We start from the raw sequence: 20,831 nt of genomic DNA, 5'->3' as shown, positions 1-20,831 counted from the left end.
TTTTTTTATTATCTCCACATAAAAAGGCAATCACAACATCGTGTGATTGCCTTTTATTTAAAAACGAAAGCCCGCTTCCGCTTTTCTTCATTACATTTTTTCTGGTGCAGATACTCCTACGATTGCTAATGCATTTTGAAGTGTAGTGCGTACTGCTTTCATTAACTCGTAACGAGCTTTACTTAATTCTAAGTTATCTTGGTTTAATACTTTTTCCGCATTGTAGAAGCTGTGTAATGTTGCTGCTAATTCAAATGCATAGTTTGTAATACGGTGTGGCAGACGTTTTTGTGCTGCATCCGCAACTACAGCTGGGAATTCACCAAGTTTTTTCAGTAACTCTACTTCTTTCTCAGAAGTAACAAGTTTATAGTTCACATCTCCATCTGCAGCTAATCCTAATTCTTCGCCTTGACGAAGGATACTGCATACGCGAGCATGAGCATATTGTGCATAGTATACTGGGTTTTCATTAGATTTTGATACCGCTAAGTCCATATCAAAGTCTAAATGAGAGTCACCGCTACGCATTGCGAAGAAGTAACGCATTGCGTCCACGCCTACTTCTTCCATAAGCTCACGAAGTGTAACTGCTTTACCCGTACGCTTACTCATCTTCATTTTTTCACCGTTTTGATACAGTTGTACCATTTGGATGATTTCTACTTCAAGCGTGTCTTTATCGTAACCAAGTGCTTGAATAGCAGCCTTCATACGAGGAATGTAACCGTGGTGGTCAGCACCCCAAATGTTGATTAACTTATCAAAACCACGCTCTAATTTATCACGGTGATAAGCGATATCTGGCGTTAAGTATGTGTAAGAACCGTCGTTTTTAATTAATACACGGTTTTTATCGTCACCGTAAGTCATTGAACGGAACCAAGTTGCTCCATCTTCTTCAAAGATCTCTTCGCGCTCTTTTAATACGGCAAGAGCTTGATCGATTTTTCCGTTTTTGTATAGTGATGTTTCTGAGAACCATACATCAAATTTAACACGGAAGCTTTCTAAGTCTTTTTGAAGTTTTGCTAATTCATATTTTAAACCGTACTCACGGTAGAATTCATAGCTTTCTTTTTCATCAGCTTTCGCATAACGATCGCCGAATTCTTCAGCTAAACGTTTACCGATTCCAATGATATCCGCACCATGGTAACCGTCTTCTGGCATTTCTTTATCTAAGCCTAAAGCTTGCATGTAACGAGCTTCAACAGAAAGAGCTAAGTTATGAATTTGGTTACCAGCATCATTAATGTAGTACTCACGAGATACATCATAGCCTGCTTTTGCTAATAGGTTACATAAAGTGTCACCTACTGCCGCACCACGTGCATGTCCTAAGTGAAGGTCACCTGTTGGATTCGCAGATACGAACTCAACTTGTACTTTTTCACCTTTACCAGTATTCGTTTCACCGTAAGCTTCACCAGCGTTTACGATTGTTGGAATTAAATCTGTTAAATAGCTATTATCCATATAGAAGTTAATAAAACCAGGACCAGCGATTTCGATTTTTTCAATAGAAGCTTTTGCTTTATCAAAGTTTGCAACTAGTTCTTCTGCAATCATTCGAGGTGCTTTTTTTGCAACGCGTGCAAGTTGCATTGCCATATTTGTAGAGAAGTCACCATTTGTTTTATCTTTTGGAGATTCTAATACAACGTTTGGAATCTGTTCTTCTGTCGCTAATTCTGCCTTTAATACAGCAGCCTGAATTTCTTCTTTAATCAATCCTTTTACCTGTTCTAAGGAATTCATTATTTTGCCTCCTTCAAATTAATTGTAATAGTATATCTGCCAGCTTCTTGTTCACTTAGAAGCAATGCGTAAGTTAAGAAGAGTTGTCCTTTTTTCTTTTCATCCGACCATTTAAAAAGAACGTTATCAGTCTTTGTTTGCAATGCAAACGTACCAAGTTCACTCGTATACGTACCAGTTGTCCATTCACCTTTCACATGCGTCTGACGCATAGAAACAGCACCTGAACGCATAATGAGAACTTGTTCATCTTGAATTTTAATAATTGTTTTCACTTCGCCTTGTTCGTTCGGCTCCTGGAATGTTACATATGTACCTTGACCTTTTACATAGTATTGACCATTTGCTTCAAAAGCAACGGTTTCCTTCCTCGCCCCTTCACGGATTTCTGTTACGAAATGAACGTGTACCGGCAAGCCTGCAAGTTGTTTCTCCACGTCTTGCACACCTTTCAAATGTTATAGATATTAAATACTACTTATAATAAATCACTTTTCCTATCATATCAAAAAAAGACTCTGTCTGTCTGCTGAAAAATCAGGAAAACTCCATTTCAAAAAATAATTCACTTATACTTTATTTCATATGATAAAATGTTTTTTAAATCTAAATATTCTTTTAATTATAGAGGTGAATTTAGTGATACCAACAAAATTAATAAAAGGCGATGAAATACGAGTGATTTCCCCATCGTGTAGTTTAAGTATTGTTTCAAATGAAAATAGAAAACTTGCTATAAAAAGATTAACTGACATGGGCTTTCAAGTTACATTCTCAAAATATGCCGATGAGATAGATCGATTTGCTTCCTCTTCTACTTCTTCCCGCATTCAAGACCTCCATGAAGCATTTGGAGATCCTAATGTAAAAGCTATTTTGACTACACTTGGCGGATACAACTCAAATGGTTTATTAAAACATCTCGATTACGATTTAATTCGTGAAAACCCGAAATTTTTCTGTGGTTATTCTGATATTACTGCCTTAAATAATGCAATTTACGCAAAAACAGGACTTGTTACATATTCAGGACCCCATTTCTCTTCATTTGGAATGGAGAAAGGACTCGAGTATACAGCCGATTACTTTTTACAATGCTTAACCGCTAATGAGTCTATTGAAATCGTTCCGGCTGAAACGTGGAGCGATGATTCTTGGTATATAGATCAGGAAAATCGAGAATTTATTAAAAATGAAGGATACGTTTCAATTCATGAAGGAGAAGCTACCGGAGATATTATCGGTGGCAATATGAGCACATTTAACTTACTGCAAGGTACACCATATATACCAAATTTAAAGGACAAAATTTTATTTATTGAAGAAGATAGTTTAACTGGAACATCTACTCTTAAAACTTTTGATCGTTATTTACATTCCCTTATGCAGCAGCAAGATTTTGAATACATAAAGGGAATCGTTATAGGAAAGATGCAAAAAGGTGCAGAATGTACGATAGAAGACATTCAAGAAATGATTGCTTCAAAACCTGAACTTGCACATATTCCTATCATTGCAAACGCAAGTTTCGGGCATACAACTCCGATTTTCACTTTCCCAATTGGTGGAAGTGCAAAAATTATTTCTAACAAAGAAAAGACATCTATCACTATTTTAACGCACTAAAGAAGGAGCGAATGAGTCGCTCCTTTTATGGTTTTTCTATTTTTTCCAACGCTTTTTGCGGTATTGACTCTTTCGTTATTTCAGCCCATCCTTTTCCTTGCATACCTTTTGCATAAATTTTTATAAAAGCACCTGCATGCAATTCACGATTTACCATTCTTTTAATAATTTGTTGCTTTCCGTCCTCTGTATACCCTTTAAATGTATACAAATATTCACCGTCTTTTTTCTCACCTTTATCTACAACCGCATAATAATCTTGTATTTCTTTATTTGAAAAGAAGTTGTCTACAAAAGCATGTACACCTTCTGTTTTTGTGTTTAAATAATACGCTGTTCCACCTAGAATAATGGCGAATACAGCTAAAACTTTAATTACCAATTTCATACATGAACCTCCTGTTTGCACTTCTTTCTCGCTAGTATTATATCTATACTTGTATTATACGGAAAAGAGCATACTATACTCTATCTAAAAGTCTTACACTTTCCTTACATTATTGTAAGGGATTTTTTCTTACAGCAAGTTCCCAAGAAAAAATTTTTCCGTTTCATACACTTTTATATTATTATTGAATGATACGAATTTTTATTACAAAAATCAAAGGAGACAGTTTTCAAATGGCTATCTTGCAAGGTTTAGCACTATTACTCGTTGTACTTTGTCTATTTACACTTTTCAGTTACCGCGCGCCTTACGGAATGAAGGCGATGGGCGCTTTAGCTAATGCAGCAATTGCAAGTTTTCTTATTGAAGCATTTCACCGTTATATAGGTGGAGAAATGTTTCATAATGACTTTTTACAATCAGTAGGAGAAGCTTCCGGTAGTATGAGCGGTGTCGCAGCAGCGATTTTAGTCGCATTAGCAATCGGTGTTTCCCCCGTATACGCTGTTTTAATTGGTATCGCTACTAGTGGATTCGGTATTTTACCAGGATTTTTCGCTGGATACGTTTGTGCCTTCGTCGTGAAATTTCTCGAAAAGAAATTACCAGCTGGTGTGGAATTTTTAGCAATCCTATTTATCGCTGCACCAATCTCACGCGGAATGGCAATGCTTATGGATCCGCTCGTTAACGCAACACTCGGTAAAATCGGTTCTATGATTTCAGTTGCAACTACAGAAAGTCCTATCATTATGGGTATTATGCTTGGTGGATTAATAACAGTTATTTCTACCTCTCCACTGAGTTCTATGGCACTAACTGCAATGCTTGGATTAACAGGTTTACCAATGGCAATTGCTAGTCTGGCCGTTGCAGCCTCAGCCCCGATGAACTTTATTTTCTTTAAACGATTAAAAATTTGTTCAAAGAAAGATACAATTGCTGTAGCAATCGAGCCTTTAACACAAGCCGATGTTGTCTCAGCAAATCCAATTCCAATCTATATGACAAATTTCGTTGGCGGTGCACTTGCTGGTATTATTACATCGCTATTCCAGCTTGTTAATAATGCACCTGGAACAGCATCACCAATTCCAGGTCTTCTTGTCCTATTCGGATTTAATGACGTTATAAAAGTAACGATTGCTGCCGTACTATGCGGAATCGTTACCACTATTGTCGGATACATCGGATCTATTGTTTTCCGTAAATATCCGATCCGCTCTGCTGATGAAATTCGCGGCATTGCTTCAGAAGAGAAAGTTGCATAAGAAAAAGAGCTATTCCCATCATTTGAGAATAGCTCTTTTTTATGTTGCATAACGGTAAATGAAATTATATCGGCGATTTTTTAAATATATCGACTTACCGACACATAACGACAAAATAAAAGCCCTCTAATCATATAGAGGGCTTTTACTTTATCTAGCTGCAGCGGCTAGAATCTCTGGCCATTTCACACTCTCGGCCTGCGCCAAAAGTGCTTCTCGATCGAGCGTTCCAATGACCTGCGATTCTGAGCGAGCTGCCTCCGCTTTTATTACTATCCAGTTACGCCTCCTAGACCATTGCGTCTAAGAACCTTCCCTGCCAAAAGGTAAAAAGCACCTTTTGCAGGAAAGAACCTTAGCCACCGGGTCTAAACAGTCGGCTTCACTTTTATTTCACCCAACCGAGCAGCATTTCCCGCACGAATTTGCTTGCTGCGACTGGTGTTTGATCACTATGGTCGTAGACTGGAGCTACTTCTACTAAGTCTGCTCCAACTACATTTATATTTGAATTTGCAATTGCTACGATGGAATCTAATAATTCTTTAGATGTGATACCGCCAGCTTCTAACGTTCCTGTTCCTGGAGCGTGAGCTGGGTCTAATACATCAATGTCGATTGTGACATAGACTGGGCGTCCTGCAAGTTTCGGTAATACTTCTTTTAACGGTTCTAATACGTCAAACTTGTATAAGTTCATACCTACTTCTTTCGCCCATTCAAATTCTTCCTTCATTCCAGAACGAATTCCGAAAGAATATACGTTTTCCGGACCAATTAAATCACACACTTTACGAATAGGTGTAGAGTGGGATAAAGGCTCCCCTTCATACGATTCACGTAAATCAGTATGAGCATCCATATGGATGATTACTAAATCCGGATATTTTTTTGCCATTGCCTTAAAAATTGGCCAAGACACTAGGTGCTCACCGCCGAGACCTAGTGGAAACTTACCGGCATCTAAAAGTTTTGATACATATTCTTCAATCATGTCTAAGCTGCGTTGTGCATTTCCGAATGGTAATGGGATATCACCCGCATCAAAATATTTTACCTCTTCTAGTTCACGATCTAAATACGGACTATATTCTTCAAGACCGATTGATACTTCACGAATACGTGCAGGGCCAAAGCGAGATCCTGGACGGTAACTTACTGTCCAATCCATAGGCATCCCGTAAATAACTACCTCTGACTCTTCAAAACTTGGATGACTTTTAATAAATACTTTACCTGAATAAGCTTCATCAAAACGCATATTCTTTTCCTCCTTATGTGGAACTTAAGGTATCCCAACCTTTCATTATTTCTCAAATTTGGAGCGAGTTGCTCCTCTTTCTCGATTTACCGGGTCTTCTGTTTCATACAAGAAGACAATTTTCTTTACAGAAGTGTAAATAGCTAGCATGTTCAAGTCTTCTGGACAAACACCTTAAATGAGCTACTTACACTTTATTTGTTCGATACGATTCTCTTACTTAATTAGATCGCCAACAAATTTCGGTAATGCGAATGCTGCATTGTGTAATTCTTTTGTGTAGTATTTCGTTTCGATTTCGTGGAAACGCTCTTCACTTACTTCTAATGGATCATGTTTTTTAGATCCGATTGTGAATGTCCAAAGACCACTTGGATAAGTTGGAATATTCGCTGTGTATAAACGAGTAATTGGGAAAATCTCTTTTACATCTTTAAACACAGTTGTAATTAATTCTGGTGTAAACCAAGGGTTGTCCGTTTGAGCAACGAAAATACCATCTTCTTTTAACGCTTTTGAAATTCCAGCATAGAAGCCTTTTGTAAATAGGTTTACTGCTGGTCCTACTGGCTCAGTAGAATCTACCATAATTACGTCATATTCATTTTCGCTTTCTGCGATATGTAGGAAACCGTCTCCTACTTTCACTTCTACACGCTCATTATCTAATGCACCTGCAATTGATGGTAAGTATTGTTTAGAGTACTCAATTACTTTTCCATCGATTTCAACAAGAGTTGCTTTCTTTACGCTTGGGTGTTTTAACACTTCACGAATAACACCGCCATCACCGCCACCAACAACTAATACGTTTTCAGGGTTTGGATGTGTAAATAAAGGTACGTGCGCTACCATTTCATGGTAAACGAACTCATCTTTTTCTGTCGTCATAACCATGCCATCTAAAATAAGCATGTTTCCGAACTCTTCCGTTTCAACCATATCAAGTTTTTGGAATTCTGTTTGCTCCGTATGTAATGTGCGGTTAATACGCGCCGTAATCCCAAAATGTTTTGTTTGTTTTTCAGTGAACCATAGTTCCATCGTACAATCACGCCTTTCAATGCAAATTTATAATAGGGACATCATTAATGTCCCCTAACAAAAATAAAACAAAACATCCAAAATGTATAGTTAAAAGTACAAAAATACCGAAAATATATTTTAGTCAGAGGGTTCTAACATATGTGCAGAAAGGGTTTGCACCGTAAAAGGAAAGAAAACCCTTTCTTAAGAAAGGGCTTTTGTCTCTATTTCTACTGGTTTACGAATTGGAATTAGGATCATAATACAACCAACTAATACCACAATTCCACCTACTAAAAACGGACTTTGTGGTGAAACAGTATGACCGATAACTCCTGATAAAATCGGAGCAATTGCGCCCCCTAGCCAACGAACGAAGTTATAAACACCTGACGTAACAGATCTTTCATAAGGTGAAATATCCATTACATAACTTGTATATAATGCATTGTTTAAACCAGATGCCAATCCTGATAAAACGATAAGAGTAATTTGTAACCACATAATTTTCACAAAGAATAGTGCAATTAAGAAAATCGCAAATACGAGTAAACTACCCTTCAATAATGTTTTTGGTTCATATTTCCCTTCTAGCTTATGTGCTAAAATTGCAGAACCGTAAGCTAACGCGAGTCCCCATCCGCAAAATACAAAACCTAATTGAATAGCTGATAAATGCATAATAAGTGGTGAATATGCTAACACGACAAAAAATCCGTAGTAGTATAGCATCCCTGAAATGGCACCTTGCATAAATGGTTTATACTTCACCAGGTTAAGTAATTCCCCTACGCCAGCAGCCTTACGCTTCACTTTTCGCTCTGGTTCTTTTACAAAAAAGAATACTAAAATAAATGCTAAGAAAATTAAAATACTCGTCGCGAAAAACGGATAACGCCAAGAATGACCACCTAATATCCCGCCTAATAATGGTCCGCCAGCCATGCCTAAACCGATAGCTGCTTCGTATAATCCTACTGCTTCATGAACTTCTTTACTTAATGTTATTAACAGCGTCATTGCTGTAGCAAAAAACATCGCATTTCCTAATCCCCATCCAGCGCGGAAAAGAGATAATTGAGCAATCGTTTGCGATATACCACATATAAACGCAAATACAGTCACAATCGCAAGGCCGATTGTCATCATCCGTTTATCACCAAATCTCGATGCAAATATACCAGCTGGTAACATCATGATTGCCATCGTTAAAATATAAGCGGTAAATAACATTTCAACTTGCCAATGTGTTGCACCAATTTTCTCTGCAATAATTGGCAAAATTGGGTCGACTACTCCTATACCCGAAAAGGCAAGGAAGGTAGCCACCACTGTAATCAATCTCCCTAGTTTTTGTTTGCTCTCCATTTTGATTACTCTCCTTTTGTGCTCTCTAAAAATGTTACTGCACGATGTAAACTATCTTCGAGTTCTGCCTTTACACGTTGCATTTGCTCCATTTTTTCGTCTAACGTTTGCACTTGTTTTTCAAGCATATCTTTAATTTCTTGAATCACTTCACGATCACGAGGGTTCTCGCTATTTCTCCTTTGCTCCATTCTTTCTTTTAGTGATAAGAAATGCTGCATTTCTTGAAGTGTGATTCCTAGCACTTCTTTCGCTTCTACAATTCTTTTAATTCTGGCAATATCCTCATCAGTATACAGACGAATATTTCCCTCACTACGTTCTGGGGGATGAATTAAACCAATTTCCTCATAATAACGAAGTGTACGTTTTGTTAAACCGACTTGCTTTGTTACTTCATCAATTTTATACATGTTTATTCCTCCCTTCACTTGATTATTACATTTTACGTTAACGTTAACTTTTCTGCAACTGTTAGACTTTTGTAAATGTTTGTCATATTCAATTGTATTTTCCCTAAAGCAGTTTCATAATAAAAGAAATGAGATAATAAGGAGAATTTCACATGATTAAACCACTTATTTTCGCTCATCGCGGAGTAAAAGGAACACATCCCGAAAATACGATGATTGCCTTCCAAGAAGCAGAACGCATTGGCGCTCACGGAATTGAACTCGATGTCCACTTATCAAAAGATGGTGAACTTGTCGTAATTCACGATGAAACCGTCGATCGCACAACAAATGGCGTTGGACTTGTTTCGGAAAAAACGGTGGAGGAACTACAATCATTGGACGCTGGTAGCTATAAAGACCCTTCTTTCCATGAAACAAAAATCCCAACATTGCGCGAGGTTTTCATTTGGCTTTCCACAACGAACTTACAACTAAATATTGAATTAAAGACAGATGTTATTCATTACCCAAATATTGAGGAAAAAGCTGTCGCACTTGTGCGTGAATATCATCTTTCTAATCAAATTGTATTTTCATCATTTAACCATGACTCTGTTTCATTATTAGCAGAAATTGCTCCTGAAATCCCAAGAGCAATTTTATATGATACACCACTTGCTGATCCAATTGCCGAAGCAAAACATAGAGAAGCAAATGGATTACATCCAAACTTCCAGTTATTAACGAAAGAATTTGTGCAGTTAGCACAAGAGCAAGGGTATGTTTTCCGTCCATATACAATTAATGAATACAAAGATTTACAAACTATGATTGATTATGGTGTAGATGTCATCATTACCGATTGGCCAGCACGTGCCTTTGAGCTCCTTTCTTAATGGAAGGGGCTTTTTTATTTTCGAAATTTCATTGTTTAAAATAAACGAAAACCCTCAATACTAATACAATAACGCTTGTATTAATGAGGGGCTGAAAAAAGATGGATCAAACTATGAATCCAAAACTTAAAAAATATAAACGTCTTTTCTTCACCGCAATGTTTTCTTGCGTCCTTTTCTTCGTTTTTTCTTTTTTTGTTATTATTATAGTTGCAAAAATTATGGGACCTCCTCCTGTTGCGGTCCCGCAAACAAGCGTCTTTTACGCAAATGATGACACTGTTATAGGACAAAGTAATGAAATGCAAAAACGTTACAATGTATCTCTTAATGAAATTTCACCTTATGTAAAAGAGGCGACACTATCTATTGAAGATCAACGATTCTACAAACATCATGGCTTTGATATGAAACGTATTGCTGGTGCCATTGTTGCCGATTTAAAAGCGATGGCAAAAGTCCAAGGTGCTAGTACGATTACACAACAGTATGCTCGTAACCTTTACTTAGATCATGATAAAACGTGGAAACGTAAACTATTAGAAGCAATGTACACAATTCGCCTTGAGGTGAATTATAATAAAAATCATATTTTAGAAGGATATTTAAATACAATTTATTACGGACATGGCGCTTATGGCATCGAAGCTGCGTCCCGTCTATATTTCGATAAAACGGCAAAAGAGTTAACATTAGCAGAAGCTAGTATGCTCGCAGGTATCCCGAAAGGGCCAAGTGTCTATTCTCCCTTTTTGAAAGAGGATCGTGCGAAAGGACGACAAGCTCTCATATTAGATGAAATGGTAAAGCAAGGATATATTACGAAGCAACAAGCAGCCTTAGCGAAGAAAGAGCCACTAACTTTTGCCTCATTAGATACGAAAAAAGTAGCAGAGGTCGCACCATATTTCCAAGATGCTGTACAAGCTTCGCTCCTTCGTGATGTTGGATTAGACGAACAAGCTTTACAACGGGGTGGCTTGCGAATTTATACAACGCTAGACCCTAAACTACAAGCTGTAGCAGAACAAGGTGTAAAAGATCACATACCTGACACAACAAACATACAAACTGCTCTCGTCTCTATGAATCCAAAGACAGGTGAAGTGGCTGCTCTTGTTGGTGGAACTGATTATACTACGAGTCAATTTAACAGGGCTACACAAGCCATTCGTCAGCCTGGTTCTACATTTAAGCCATTTCTATATTATGCAGCATTAGAACGAGGATTCACGCCTGCTACACGCTTAAAAAGCGAATATACTGTATTCACCTTAGGTGACGGCGTTTCAAAGTATAAACCGAAGAACTATAAAGATTATTATGCAGATGATTTCGTAACGATGGCACAAGCTCTCGCAGTCTCTGATAACATTTATGCTGTGAAAACAAATTTGTTTTTAGGCGATGACGCGCTTGCAAAAACAGCGAAACAGTTTGGAATTACAAGTGCATTAAAAGATGTGCCTTCTCTAGCTCTCGGTACATCACCAGTAAAACCAATTGAAATGGTTAACGCTTATAGCATGTTCGCAAACGGTGGAAAAGAAGTAAAACCTACTTTCATTCGCCGCATTATGGATCATGAAGGAAATATATTATACGATGCTCATTTAGAGAGTAAACAAGTTCTCGACAAGAGCAAAGCGTTTGTAATGGAAGAAATGATGACTGGTATGTTTAATAAGAAACTAAGCAGCTATGCTGCTGTAACTGGTCAATCGATGTTATCCAAACTATCAAGAACATATGCCGGCAAATCTGGTTCTACTGAAACGGATAGTTGGATGATCGGATTTACTCCGCAAATCGTAACAGGTGTATGGGTCGGATACGATCAACCTAAATCTATTTCAAACGTAGCAGAACAAGGGTATGCGAAGAAAATATGGACTGATACGATGGAGAAGGGCTTAGATGGACAGCCTAAAAAAGAATTTAAACAACCAAGTGACGTCGTAGCGGTTAATATCAATCCAGAGAACGGTAAAATTGCTACAAAAAATTGTCCTATTTCTGTGAAAATGTATTTCGCTAAAGGTACCGAACCGACTGAATATTGTATGGATCACGTCGATGATAAAGAAGAATTTGAAAAAACGACTGAAGAAAAGAAAAAAACAAGTTGGTGGAAAAAATATCTTCCTTGGTAAAAAAAATAGCTGACGGGCACCCGTCAGCTATTTTTTATTCACTTAATAATGCACGGCGCAATTCTTCACTAGATTCGTTCCAAATCGCTTCATTATGTTCTTTTAAGAACGTACCAAGTACCTTTTTAGATGACTCGTCCATATGGTCAACCATAATGTGACGCTTCAATGATTTATCCATTTTATTTACGTGCTCTGGAAGTGATTTATATCCGCGGCGAATCTCACGGTCAACTGTCATTTCACAAGCTGTTACACCTGCGTAATACGCACCCGTTGCAGTTCTTTCAATCGTTACCCAAACAAGCCAAAACGGTTTTCCGTTTGGAACCTCATCTTTATTTGTTAAAAACTTAATACCTTTTTCTACTGTACTACGCGCATGCATCGCACCGATATCAACGAATGCAGTCTTCTCTAGTACATCAACAAATACAGGTGAAATGTTTTCTAAGCTTAATGCTCCAACACCAAATCCACCATGTCCATCTGTTGAATCATTTTTCACGATATTAAAACCGATTTTTTTCTTTTTCTCTGTCATATGTAAAATCCTCCTCACTTAAAAATTATAAAAGGCCAAAAATAGGCGCAATGACGCTATCTAAAAATACAAATACATGCGGAATAACTACCTGAAAAATAGGTTGAATTGTGTAATTACTAAGCGGTGTAATAACGAGAATTAATAACGCAATTGCCCCGTATTTTTCATACTGTGTCATTTTCGCGCGAATATTTGCTGGTGCTAAATCTTCCACTACGCGATACCCATCAAGTGGTGGGATCGGTAATAAGTTAAATACAAGTAAAACGATATTCAGCATAATAAAAATCTGGAAAAATTGAGCTAACGTATCTGCCACTGCAGATGGAATTGAGTATAATACACCAAATTTTAATAAGCTATACCAAATAATTAAACCAATTGCGCTTAAAATTAAGTTACTAATCGGCCCTGCAATTGAAACTAATATACCTGCAAGACGCGGTCTTTTAAAGTTATATGGGTTAACAGGAACCGGTCTTGCCCAACCGAATCCAAGAATTAATACTGCAATCAAACCTATAGGATCTAAGTGTGCCATCGGTGATAAAGTCAAACGGCCTTGTCTCTTTGCTGTATCGTCTCCAAATTTATATGCTACATATGCATGTGCAAATTCATGAACTGATAATGCGATAATAATGGCCATTGCTACCAAAGGAATTTGGTGCAACGGGTATCTAAATAACTGATCCATGCTTCATCTCCTCTTCCATATGTCAAAAAAAGAAATTATTTGTTTTTTCGATTGTTCTTCCCCATAATCCGCTATAATAAGAGTGTAACTTACATAAAAGGAGCGATTGTACATGCCATACGTAACAGTGAAAATGCTAGAAGGACGCACAGAAGAACAAAAGAAAGCTCTTGCTGAGAAAGTAACAGCAGCAGTAAGCGAAACAACTGGTGCTCCTGAAGAAAACATCGTTGTTTTCATCGAAGAAATGTCTAAAAACCATTATGCAGTTGGCGGAAAACGCTTAAGCGACAAATAATTTCAAGTTTTTTCATAAGAAGCAGCCATTAGCTGCTTCTTATTTCTTTCCTTCTAACAACTCAATAATTCTCTCTTTATATTTTCCTTTTCTTCCATCTTCATAGATTAAATCATGTGGATAGAATAGCTTTTGATCCGTTCTTTTCTTACCTGTAATCGCCTCAACAATATCCGACTCACGTGAAAGCTCTCTAAGCTCTCCGTTTGGCATAAGAAGTAGGATTGGTAGACGCTCTTCTTCTTCTCCTGCACGATAAAAGTCATACGGTAAGTCTGATGTTGAATCAACTACTAAATAATACTCCGGATCAAGTCCAATCTTTTTAAATAAACTACTTAATTCCATCCAATTATCTAAACCGTGTTTATCTGTAAACTCTACATATTTAAATAGATTTCGATTCATAAAACGGCGGCATAAATCGCTTAAAATTGGATCTTCTTCTTCCTGCCATACTTGGAAGTAGTAATACATAACGTTCTCGTCTAACTTTAAATAATCCTCTACTGTTACTTCTTCTTCAAATAAAGAATAGAAATGAACAGGATGATTTTTAAATGTATAATACTTCTCGTGCAGTGATTTCGCACGGTGTAAAATCTTCGTTAAAATAACTTCTGCACTTCGCGTTACCGGGTGGAAATATACTTGCCAATACATTTGATAACGACTCATAATGTAATGCTCAACAGCATGCATACCACTATTTTTAATGACTACTTGATTCCCATACGGACGCATTACACGCAGTATACGTTCCATATCGAAGTTTCCGTACTTTACGCCTGTAAAATAAGCATCTCTTAATAAATAATCCATACGATCCGCATCAATTTGGCTCGAAATCATACTAATCGCTAATTTATTAGTAGACGTTTTTGCAATTACATCTGCTACCTTTTGTGGAAACTCCTTATCAACACGACTTAATACATCATTAATCTCCGTATTGCCAACGATAATCTTTTGCGTAAATTTCTCATGATCTAATGAAAATACTTTTTCAAACGAGTGAGAAAATGGGCCGTGGCCGACATCATGAAGTAATGCCGCACATAAACATAACAATCTATCTTCAGCATTCCAATTTGGTCTGCCATCAAACACATCATCAATCATACGACGAATAATTTCGTATACACCTAACGAATGAGTAAAGCGACTATGCTCTGCACCGTGAAATGTAAAAAATGTCGTTCCAAGCTGCTTAATACGGCGCAAGCGTTGAAATTCTTTCGTTCCGATTAAATCCCAAATAACACGATCACGCACGTGCACATATTTATGTACTGGGTCTTTAAACACTTTTGTTTCGCTGAGTTTGTCGTTTAAATATACCACTTTCCGACATCCCCCTTTCTTTACTACATTCTTACTTTATATTATAAACGAAATGAGAAACAGAAAGAAATGAAAGACTATATTAATTCCCTTTATAAAAAGAAAAAATCACCTTTACCGAAGTAAAAGTGATTTCCTTTATACATTATTTACCTAAAACGAATTCAGCAACTTCGTCTAAGATCATATCTTTCCCTAGTGGGAAGTAACCTTTGTTTAAGTCTTCATTTTTAATTGTAAATACGTGGTTATTTTTAACAGCGTTCATGTTTTTCCAAATTGATTCTTCTTGGAATTCTTTTAAGCGCTGAGAACCGTCACCAGTTGTAAATACGAATAAGTAATCTGGGTTGTAATCGATTAAAGCTTCTTTTTGTACTTGTACTAACGGTTTATCAGTTGGTGTACCTTTAACTGCTGGTAGTTTTAAATCATTAAAGATTACGCTACCGTAACCGTAATCACCATATACGCGGAAAGCATTTGGATATGCAGCCATTTTCATAAATGTTGCTTCACCAGTTTTAGCGACGATTTTGTCATGTAATTTGCTTGCTTTTTCATCATACTTTTTGAACCATTCTTTTGTTTCTTTTTCTTTACCGAAGATTTGACCTACTTCTTCGAATTTTGGACGCCATTGATCTAATGGAGTGTTTAACATAACTGTTGGTGCAATTTTAGATAATTGGTCATAAATCTTTTCTTGACGATTATTTACAAGAATTAAATCTGGTTTTGCAGCAGCTACTGCTTCGATGTTAATTTTATCGCCCCAAGCAGAACCAACTGGTTTAACATCTTTTAGTTTCTTTTCAATATGTGCATCAATTTTTTCTTGAGATGTATTAGCAGTAATAACCGGTTTCATACCGAAAATTAATAATTCTTCTGTTGAACCACTAAGGTCAGCAATTTTCTTTGGGTTTGCAGGAATTTTAATTTCCCCTTTTGCATGTTTTACAGTGCGCTCTTCAGTCTTTGCATCTGCTTTCTTTTCTTCTTCTTTGTTAGAACAAGCTGCAAATAGTACAGAAGTCACAACTAGTACCATTGCTAATAGTGCCATTTTAAAATTCTTCATGTTCCCACTCCTTCTAGCTGTATTTATCTTATAAGTTACAATGAACTATAAGAAACAAAGATAACAATTAATCAATATATGTTTATTAATTGTTGTTAATAACCCATTCTAACGGGCGTTCAACTTCCCATTCTTATATAAGAAGCTCAACGTCCATTAGAAGTCCCCCTCTTCACGAGGGGGGTTCTACTTATGCTTTTTTACGCAATTGATTACTAATCATCGCTAAATCATATGTTAAACAAATTGGCTTACAGTTTACTGGGCATGGAACGATTTGAGCTTCAATCTCAAATACGTTACGAAGTGTTTCACTTGTCATAACTTCATCTGGCGTTCCTTGTTTCATTAACTTACCTGCTTTTAATGCAATCATATGATCTGAGAAACGAGAAGCGTGGTTTAAGTCATGGATAACCATAACAATCGTTCTACCTTCTTCTTCATTTAACTTTTTCAATAAGTTTAATACTTCTAATTGATGGGCCATATCTAAGTACGTTGTCGGTTCATCTAATACGAGTAATTCTGTCCCTTGTGCAAGAGCCATTGCGATCCACACACGTTGACGTTGACCACCTGATAGCGCTTCTGCTGGACGATTCGCAAATTCTTTCATTCCTGTCACTTCAAGTGCCCAGTTAATGTAGCGATAATCCTCTTCTTTCAGCGTGCCAAACCCTTTTTGATGAGGGAATCTTCCATATGACACAAGCTCAAATACAGTAAGACCCGTTGGCACTTCTGCAGTTTGTGGTAAAATCGCCATTTTCTTTGCAATTTCTTTCGTTGGCTGTTTCTCAATTGCTTTTCCGTCAAGATAAACAGTACCTTGCTTTGCCTTCAAAATACGAGACGCCGTTTTTAATAATGTGGACTTCCCACAACCATTTGGCCCAATAATTGTTGTAATTTTGCCTTCCGGAATTTCAACTGTTAATCCATCAATAATTAAACCTTCATTATAGCCAACAGATACCGCATCCACCGCTAAAGTTGCCATACGAAAAGCCTCCCTTTATTTTGTCCTCATAAGTAAATAAATGAAATACGGTGCACCAATTACAGAAATAACAAGACCGACTGGTATTTCTGTAGTTGTTAGTACACTTCTTGAAATTACGTCTGCGAATAAAAGTAAAAACGTTCCTATTAGCGCAGCTGTGGGCAACATAATTTGATGTTTACCACCAACAAGGCGCCTTGCTAAATGCGGGGCCATTAAACCGATAAAGCCAATTCCGCCGGCAACAGCAACAGATGCACCTGCTAAACAAACTGCAATAAATAATAATTTACGTCTTTCTTTTTCTACGTTTACACCAAGGCCAACTGCTGTAGAATCGCCTAGGTTCATTACATTTAATATGTGTGCTTTACTTATAGCAAGCGGTAAGAAAATAACCATCCATGGAAGTACACTTAATACAAATTTCCAATCTGTACCCCACAGACTTCCCGCTAGCCAAATCGTAGCAAAACGAAAATCGTTAGATGTCATCTTCATAGAGAAAATTAAACTAACAGCTCCAAATCCAGCTGCAACGGCAATACCGACAAGTATTAATCGAGTCGATGAAACGCCATCTTTCCATGCTAGTAAATAAATAATTACCGCTGCTAATATCGCTCCAACTAGTGCGAAGAATGGAAGAATGAATACAGATAAAAATGTACCAGTCCCTACTTTCCCGAAGAAGAAGTAGACGAATATAACAACTGTTAATCCCGCTCCAGCATTAATACCTATAATACCTGGATCAGCAAGCGGATTTCGCGATAAACCTTGCAAAATCGCACCTGACATAGCTAAGGCAGATCCGACTAGTATAGCAATTACCATACGCGGCATACGGAATTCAAATAAAATAACAGACTGATCTTCAGCCCCTAGTCCAACCAATGACTTTAATACGTCCATTGGCGGGATTTTAAAAGTTCCTGTATTTAAACTAATAAGAAATATAGAAATGATTAGTCCTACTAAAATCGTTAATATAGAAATGTTCTTTTTTGTTAAGACACTCGTCCTCACATCTTTCCTCTCCCTTCATTACGTGCTAAGTAGAGGAAGAATGGAACCCCAATTAGCGCTGTAATTGCTCCAATTGGCGTTTCAAATGGTGGGTTAATAACGCGAGATAACATATCTGCACATTCAATTAACAGCCCGCCTAAGACCGCAGAACATGGAATAACCCATCTATAGTCCGAGCCTACGAGGAAACGAGTCATATGCGGGATTACAAGACCGACAAATCCAACTGATCCTGCCATGGAAACTGCAGAACCCGTTAAAACAAGAACAAGTACTGTTCCGATAAATTTAATCAATGTCGTATTTTGACCAAGTCCAATTGCAATTTCTTCACCGAAGCTCAAAATTGTAATATATCTCGACATCATAATTGCGATAAAAAGACAAACAAGGCCAATTGGTACTAACATATTAATACTTTGCCATTTCACTCCAGCAACTCCGCCTGCATTCCACATGCTCACCTCTTGGGCAAGATTGAAATACAATGCGATTCCAGATGAAATTGCCCCTAATAAAGCACTAATAGCTGCACCTGCTAAAGCTAATTTCACAGGTGTTAATCCACCTGGTGAAGAAGACCCAATTCCATATACAATGCTTGCACCAAACGCAGCTCCAATAAAAGATGCGATTACAAACATTAAATAAGGTGAATTAGGGAAAAATGCATACATAATTGCAATTCCAAATACAGCCCCATCTGTAATCCCCATTAATGATGGTGAAGCAAGTGGATTTCGCGTCATACCTTGCATAATTGCTCCTGATACCGCTAAAAAGGCACCTGCTACTACGCCCCCTATTGCTCTAGGCATGCGAAGCTCTTGAATTACGTTATGATGTGTAATAGATCCATCAAACTGAAATACAGCTTGCCATACAGTCTTTAAACTAATATCTGCAGCCCCAAAAGAAATAGAAACTGCCATGCTTAAAGCTAACAAAATTGTACCCGCTACTAAAATAATAGAAGCGATGAGCGGTCTGCTCTTAATCTCTTTAACATTCTCTTCTTGCTGTTCTATACTGCTTGCACTCGCTTCCATCCCTCAACCATCCTAACCAACAACATATATTTATTAAAATGAAATTTATTCTCAAATAGTAATAAAAAAATTAGGTGAATTGTTATTTTCCTGATAATGATTCTCAGAATCAGACACTTCTATTCTACCTATCGCTTTAAAAGACTGTCAACCATTATTTTGAAATATAAATTTATATAAATTGGAATTTTAATACAAAAATTATGTCCATCCTTTAGAAAACGTTCGTACACACAAGATTACTTTTGCAGAATAAACCATTCCTCTTATGGGCATAAAAAAAGAAGAGTAATCTTTTCACTCTTCTTTTTCTTACTTATTTAACTTTGCTTCAATTTTTACGATTAACTCATCTTCTGTTGGAGCCGCAACTGGACGGTTATTTACAAATGCGAATGATTTTTTACGACCAGGACCACAGTAAGACTGACATCCAACTTCAATCGTTGCACATGAATCTACTTTTTTTAACTTCGGAACTAACGTTTTAACGTTCGTTGCCTGACAGTCATCGCACACGCGAAACTCGTTTCCCATTACATAACACTTCCTCTATTTTAAACTTTTCTCAAGTACATTTAAAAATAAACACTAAATGGTATTTTACCGCTCTTTGAAGCTCGTTGCAAGTTTCCCTACAAAGCCTATTCTCTACATAATGCTACATATTTATATGCTCTCCTACAGAAGCGCTCACCATTCATGGGAAAATTTTTACCTTTCATCGAAATCTACCATATTTTTAAAAGCTTTGTATAAAAGTTTATTTTTTTGCCCATTATAAAAATAGGAAGTTCATAAAAAGAAAGGGAGTTGAATCTATGAAAGTAAGACAAGATGCTTGGACAGATGAGGATGATTTATTACTTGCTGAAACGGTACTTCGTCATGTTAGAGAAGGAAGTACACAATTAAATGCATTTGAGGAAGTAGGGGATCAGTTAAATCGTACATCTGCTGCTTGTGGTTTCCGCTGGAATGCTGTCGTTCGCTATAGCTATGAACAAGCTCTTCAACTAGCAAAAAAACATCGTAAAGATAAAATGCGTGCTGCAAGCGGTGAACAAGCGAAAAAACGTTTACTTTATACACCACCAGTTTCAGATTCGATAACTAATTATGAAGAGTTAGTACAAGAAGATTCAATCGTACAATATAAAGAAGCTATTCCATATCAAGAATCTACTGCTGCAAGAAGCTCTATGACAATGCAAGATGTTATTTATTTTTTACAAACAGTCGGATCTTCAAATATAAAAGTGACAGCTCTTGAAAACGAGAATACGAGATTGAAACAAGAAATTAAAGCACAAATTCTTAGGAATGAGGAACTAGAAAAGAAACTAGAAAAATTAGAAAAGCAATCTCATACTGTACAAGAAGATTACGAAACACTTATGAACATTATGAACCGAGCTCGTAAATTGGCAGTCATGGATGATGAAGAACGTTCTCAAACATCTTTCCGAATGGACCGAAACGGTAATTTAGAAAAAATTGCAGAATAAAAAGGATGCATGTAATGCATCCTTTTTATTATTTCACCTCTAAGCTCCCCTTTATATGTGAGAAAACTCCATTCTTCATTTTTTGCTATAATAGAGATTGTCATTTTAAAGATAAGGGGTT

The 20,831-nt window shown here is 37.0% G+C and carries 21 protein-coding genes; 6 read left to right on the top strand and 15 right to left on the bottom strand.

The features are described from left to right. Positions 1-90: 90 nt before the first annotated feature. Both argS and ACTFRH_RS18945 read right to left on the bottom strand, forming a co-directional pair. Positions 91-1,761, bottom strand: coding sequence for an arginine--tRNA ligase (argS, locus tag ACTFRH_RS18950; protein WP_001086444.1), 1,671 nt, complete (start codon positions 1,759-1,761; stop codon positions 91-93). Next, complete coding sequence (locus ACTFRH_RS18945) at positions 1,761-2,198, bottom strand: DUF1934 domain-containing protein (RefSeq protein ID WP_000414867.1); 438 nt, start codon at positions 2,196-2,198, stop codon at positions 1,761-1,763. The genes argS and ACTFRH_RS18945 overlap by 1 nt, the downstream gene beginning before the upstream one ends. Positions 2,199-2,400: 202 nt before the next feature. Here ACTFRH_RS18945 and ACTFRH_RS18940 point away from each other — a divergent pair, with 202 nt between their 5' ends. Next, positions 2,401-3,387 (top strand): S66 family peptidase, encoded by a 987-nt coding sequence (locus ACTFRH_RS18940; RefSeq protein WP_000613222.1) that lies wholly within the window; start codon positions 2,401-2,403, stop codon positions 3,385-3,387. A 25-nt stretch (positions 3,388-3,412) separates the two neighbouring features. Here the strand turns inward: ACTFRH_RS18940 and ACTFRH_RS18935 are convergent, their stop codons facing one another. After that, positions 3,413-3,775, bottom strand: coding sequence for a YxeA family protein (locus ACTFRH_RS18935; protein ID WP_000779931.1), 363 nt, complete (start codon positions 3,773-3,775; stop codon positions 3,413-3,415). A gap of 233 nt (positions 3,776-4,008) precedes the next feature. Between ACTFRH_RS18935 and ACTFRH_RS18930 the strand changes: the two genes are divergently transcribed. Then, complete coding sequence (locus tag ACTFRH_RS18930) at positions 4,009-5,046, top strand: PTS sugar transporter subunit IIC (protein ID WP_000996307.1); 1,038 nt, start codon at positions 4,009-4,011, stop codon at positions 5,044-5,046. A gap of 388 nt (positions 5,047-5,434) precedes the next feature. Here the strand turns inward: ACTFRH_RS18930 and speB are convergent, their stop codons facing one another. The 4 genes from speB to ACTFRH_RS18910 all read right to left on the bottom strand — a co-directional run bounded on the left by speB (position 5,435) and on the right by ACTFRH_RS18910 (position 9,114). Next, positions 5,435-6,307 carry an agmatinase gene (speB, locus tag ACTFRH_RS18925; RefSeq protein WP_001209827.1) on the bottom strand — a complete coding sequence of 291 codons (873 nt, stop codon included), beginning with the start codon at positions 6,305-6,307 and terminating at the stop codon, positions 5,435-5,437. Between the two features lie 216 nt (positions 6,308-6,523). Then, on the bottom strand, positions 6,524-7,351 hold the full coding sequence (speE, locus tag ACTFRH_RS18920) for a polyamine aminopropyltransferase (RefSeq protein ID WP_000424696.1): 828 nt from the start codon (positions 7,349-7,351) through the stop codon (positions 6,524-6,526). Positions 7,352-7,537: 186 nt separating this feature from the next. Then, entirely contained in the window at positions 7,538-8,701 is a 1,164-nt protein-coding gene (locus tag ACTFRH_RS18915) for an MFS transporter (RefSeq protein ID WP_000444240.1), read from the bottom strand. Between the two features lie 5 nt (positions 8,702-8,706). Beyond that, positions 8,707-9,114 carry a MerR family transcriptional regulator gene (locus ACTFRH_RS18910; RefSeq protein ID WP_000276560.1) on the bottom strand — a complete coding sequence of 136 codons (408 nt, stop codon included), beginning with the start codon at positions 9,112-9,114 and terminating at the stop codon, positions 8,707-8,709. Between the two features lie 152 nt (positions 9,115-9,266). Between ACTFRH_RS18910 and ACTFRH_RS18905 the strand changes: the two genes are divergently transcribed. Together ACTFRH_RS18905 and ACTFRH_RS18900 are read left to right on the top strand one after the other, a co-directional pair. Further along, positions 9,267-9,992 (top strand): glycerophosphodiester phosphodiesterase, encoded by a 726-nt coding sequence (locus ACTFRH_RS18905; RefSeq protein WP_440048782.1) that lies wholly within the window; start codon positions 9,267-9,269, stop codon positions 9,990-9,992. A gap of 101 nt (positions 9,993-10,093) precedes the next feature. After that, positions 10,094-12,145 carry a transglycosylase domain-containing protein gene (locus tag ACTFRH_RS18900; protein WP_000372969.1) on the top strand — a complete coding sequence of 684 codons (2,052 nt, stop codon included), beginning with the start codon at positions 10,094-10,096 and terminating at the stop codon, positions 12,143-12,145. 34 nt (positions 12,146-12,179) lie between these two features. On the opposite strand, the gene ACTFRH_RS18895 is transcribed toward ACTFRH_RS18900, so the two are convergent. Both ACTFRH_RS18895 and ACTFRH_RS18890 read right to left on the bottom strand, forming a co-directional pair. Beyond that, a complete protein-coding gene (locus ACTFRH_RS18895; protein ID WP_000136678.1) occupies positions 12,180-12,689 on the bottom strand; it encodes a YwhD family protein in 510 nt (169 codons plus the stop codon). A gap of 25 nt (positions 12,690-12,714) precedes the next feature. Beyond that, entirely contained in the window at positions 12,715-13,389 is a 675-nt protein-coding gene (locus ACTFRH_RS18890) for a site-2 protease family protein (RefSeq protein ID WP_000372452.1), read from the bottom strand. A 112-nt stretch (positions 13,390-13,501) separates the two neighbouring features. On the opposite strand from ACTFRH_RS18890, the gene ACTFRH_RS18885 reads away from it, so the two are divergent. Then, positions 13,502-13,687, top strand: a complete 186-nt coding sequence (locus tag ACTFRH_RS18885) for a 2-hydroxymuconate tautomerase (protein WP_001147171.1) — start codon at positions 13,502-13,504, stop codon at positions 13,685-13,687. Between the two features lie 39 nt (positions 13,688-13,726). Here ACTFRH_RS18885 and ACTFRH_RS18880 read toward each other — a convergent pair whose 3' ends face one another. The 6 genes from ACTFRH_RS18880 to ACTFRH_RS18855 all read right to left on the bottom strand — a co-directional run bounded on the left by ACTFRH_RS18880 (position 13,727) and on the right by ACTFRH_RS18855 (position 19,739). After that, positions 13,727-15,031, bottom strand: a complete 1,305-nt coding sequence (locus ACTFRH_RS18880) for an HD domain-containing protein (RefSeq protein ID WP_000262742.1) — start codon at positions 15,029-15,031, stop codon at positions 13,727-13,729. Between the two features lie 145 nt (positions 15,032-15,176). Continuing rightward, a complete protein-coding gene (locus tag ACTFRH_RS18875; protein ID WP_000787724.1) occupies positions 15,177-16,115 on the bottom strand; it encodes an ABC transporter substrate-binding protein in 939 nt (312 codons plus the stop codon). Positions 16,116-16,305: 190 nt separating this feature from the next. Further along, on the bottom strand, positions 16,306-17,118 hold the full coding sequence (locus tag ACTFRH_RS18870) for an ABC transporter ATP-binding protein (protein ID WP_000212068.1): 813 nt from the start codon (positions 17,116-17,118) through the stop codon (positions 16,306-16,308). A 15-nt stretch (positions 17,119-17,133) separates the two neighbouring features. Then, entirely contained in the window at positions 17,134-18,150 is a 1,017-nt protein-coding gene (locus tag ACTFRH_RS18865; RefSeq protein WP_001260752.1) for a FecCD family ABC transporter permease, read from the bottom strand. Beyond that, positions 18,147-19,202 (bottom strand): FecCD family ABC transporter permease, encoded by a 1,056-nt coding sequence (locus ACTFRH_RS18860; protein WP_000388294.1) that lies wholly within the window; start codon positions 19,200-19,202, stop codon positions 18,147-18,149. Before ACTFRH_RS18860 ends, ACTFRH_RS18865 begins: the two co-directional genes overlap by 4 nt. A 312-nt stretch (positions 19,203-19,514) precedes the next feature. Continuing rightward, entirely contained in the window at positions 19,515-19,739 is a 225-nt protein-coding gene (locus ACTFRH_RS18855) for a DUF1450 domain-containing protein (RefSeq protein WP_000526079.1), read from the bottom strand. Positions 19,740-20,023: 284 nt separating this feature from the next. Here ACTFRH_RS18855 and ACTFRH_RS18850 point away from each other — a divergent pair, with 284 nt between their 5' ends. Then, complete coding sequence (locus tag ACTFRH_RS18850) at positions 20,024-20,710, top strand: RsfA family transcriptional regulator (RefSeq protein ID WP_000868368.1); 687 nt, start codon at positions 20,024-20,026, stop codon at positions 20,708-20,710. Positions 20,711-20,831 lie beyond the last annotated feature (121 nt).

The organism is Bacillus cereus group sp. MYBK216-1 (assembly GCF_051916495.1).
Taxonomy (GTDB): domain Bacteria; phylum Bacillota; class Bacilli; order Bacillales; family Bacillaceae_G; genus Bacillus_A; species Bacillus_A thuringiensis_K.
Note: the sequence above shows the minus strand (reverse complement) of the source record. Positions and strands in the feature narration are given on the sequence as shown.

Excerpts from the sequence above, each read along its gene's own strand:
- argS (WP_001086444.1), bottom strand. The coding sequence starts at position 1,761 with ATGAATTCCTTAGAACAGGTAAAAGGATTGATTAAAGAAGAAATTCAG.
- ACTFRH_RS18935 (WP_000779931.1), bottom strand. The coding sequence starts at position 3,775 with ATGAAATTGGTAATTAAAGTTTTAGCTGTATTCGCCATTATTCTAGGT.
- ACTFRH_RS18930 (WP_000996307.1), top strand. The coding sequence starts at position 4,009 with ATGGCTATCTTGCAAGGTTTAGCACTATTACTCGTTGTACTTTGTCTA.
- speB (WP_001209827.1), bottom strand. The coding sequence starts at position 6,307 with ATGCGTTTTGATGAAGCTTATTCAGGTAAAGTATTTATTAAAAGTCAT.
- speE (WP_000424696.1), bottom strand. The coding sequence starts at position 7,351 with ATGGAACTATGGTTCACTGAAAAACAAACAAAACATTTTGGGATTACG.
- ACTFRH_RS18915 (WP_000444240.1), bottom strand. The coding sequence starts at position 8,701 with ATGGAGAGCAAACAAAAACTAGGGAGATTGATTACAGTGGTGGCTACC.
- ACTFRH_RS18910 (WP_000276560.1), bottom strand. The coding sequence starts at position 9,114 with ATGTATAAAATTGATGAAGTAACAAAGCAAGTCGGTTTAACAAAACGT.
- ACTFRH_RS18905 (WP_440048782.1), top strand. The coding sequence starts at position 9,267 with ATGATTAAACCACTTATTTTCGCTCATCGCGGAGTAAAAGGAACACAT.
- ACTFRH_RS18900 (WP_000372969.1), top strand. The coding sequence starts at position 10,094 with ATGGATCAAACTATGAATCCAAAACTTAAAAAATATAAACGTCTTTTC.
- ACTFRH_RS18895 (WP_000136678.1), bottom strand. The coding sequence starts at position 12,689 with ATGACAGAGAAAAAGAAAAAAATCGGTTTTAATATCGTGAAAAATGAT.
- ACTFRH_RS18890 (WP_000372452.1), bottom strand. The coding sequence starts at position 13,389 with ATGGATCAGTTATTTAGATACCCGTTGCACCAAATTCCTTTGGTAGCA.
- ACTFRH_RS18885 (WP_001147171.1), top strand. The coding sequence starts at position 13,502 with ATGCCATACGTAACAGTGAAAATGCTAGAAGGACGCACAGAAGAACAA.
- ACTFRH_RS18875 (WP_000787724.1), bottom strand. The coding sequence starts at position 16,115 with ATGAAGAATTTTAAAATGGCACTATTAGCAATGGTACTAGTTGTGACT.
- ACTFRH_RS18870 (WP_000212068.1), bottom strand. The coding sequence starts at position 17,118 with ATGGCAACTTTAGCGGTGGATGCGGTATCTGTTGGCTATAATGAAGGT.
- ACTFRH_RS18860 (WP_000388294.1), bottom strand. The coding sequence starts at position 19,202 with ATGGAAGCGAGTGCAAGCAGTATAGAACAGCAAGAAGAGAATGTTAAA.
- ACTFRH_RS18855 (WP_000526079.1), bottom strand. The coding sequence starts at position 19,739 with ATGGGAAACGAGTTTCGCGTGTGCGATGACTGTCAGGCAACGAACGTT.
- ACTFRH_RS18850 (WP_000868368.1), top strand. The coding sequence starts at position 20,024 with ATGAAAGTAAGACAAGATGCTTGGACAGATGAGGATGATTTATTACTT.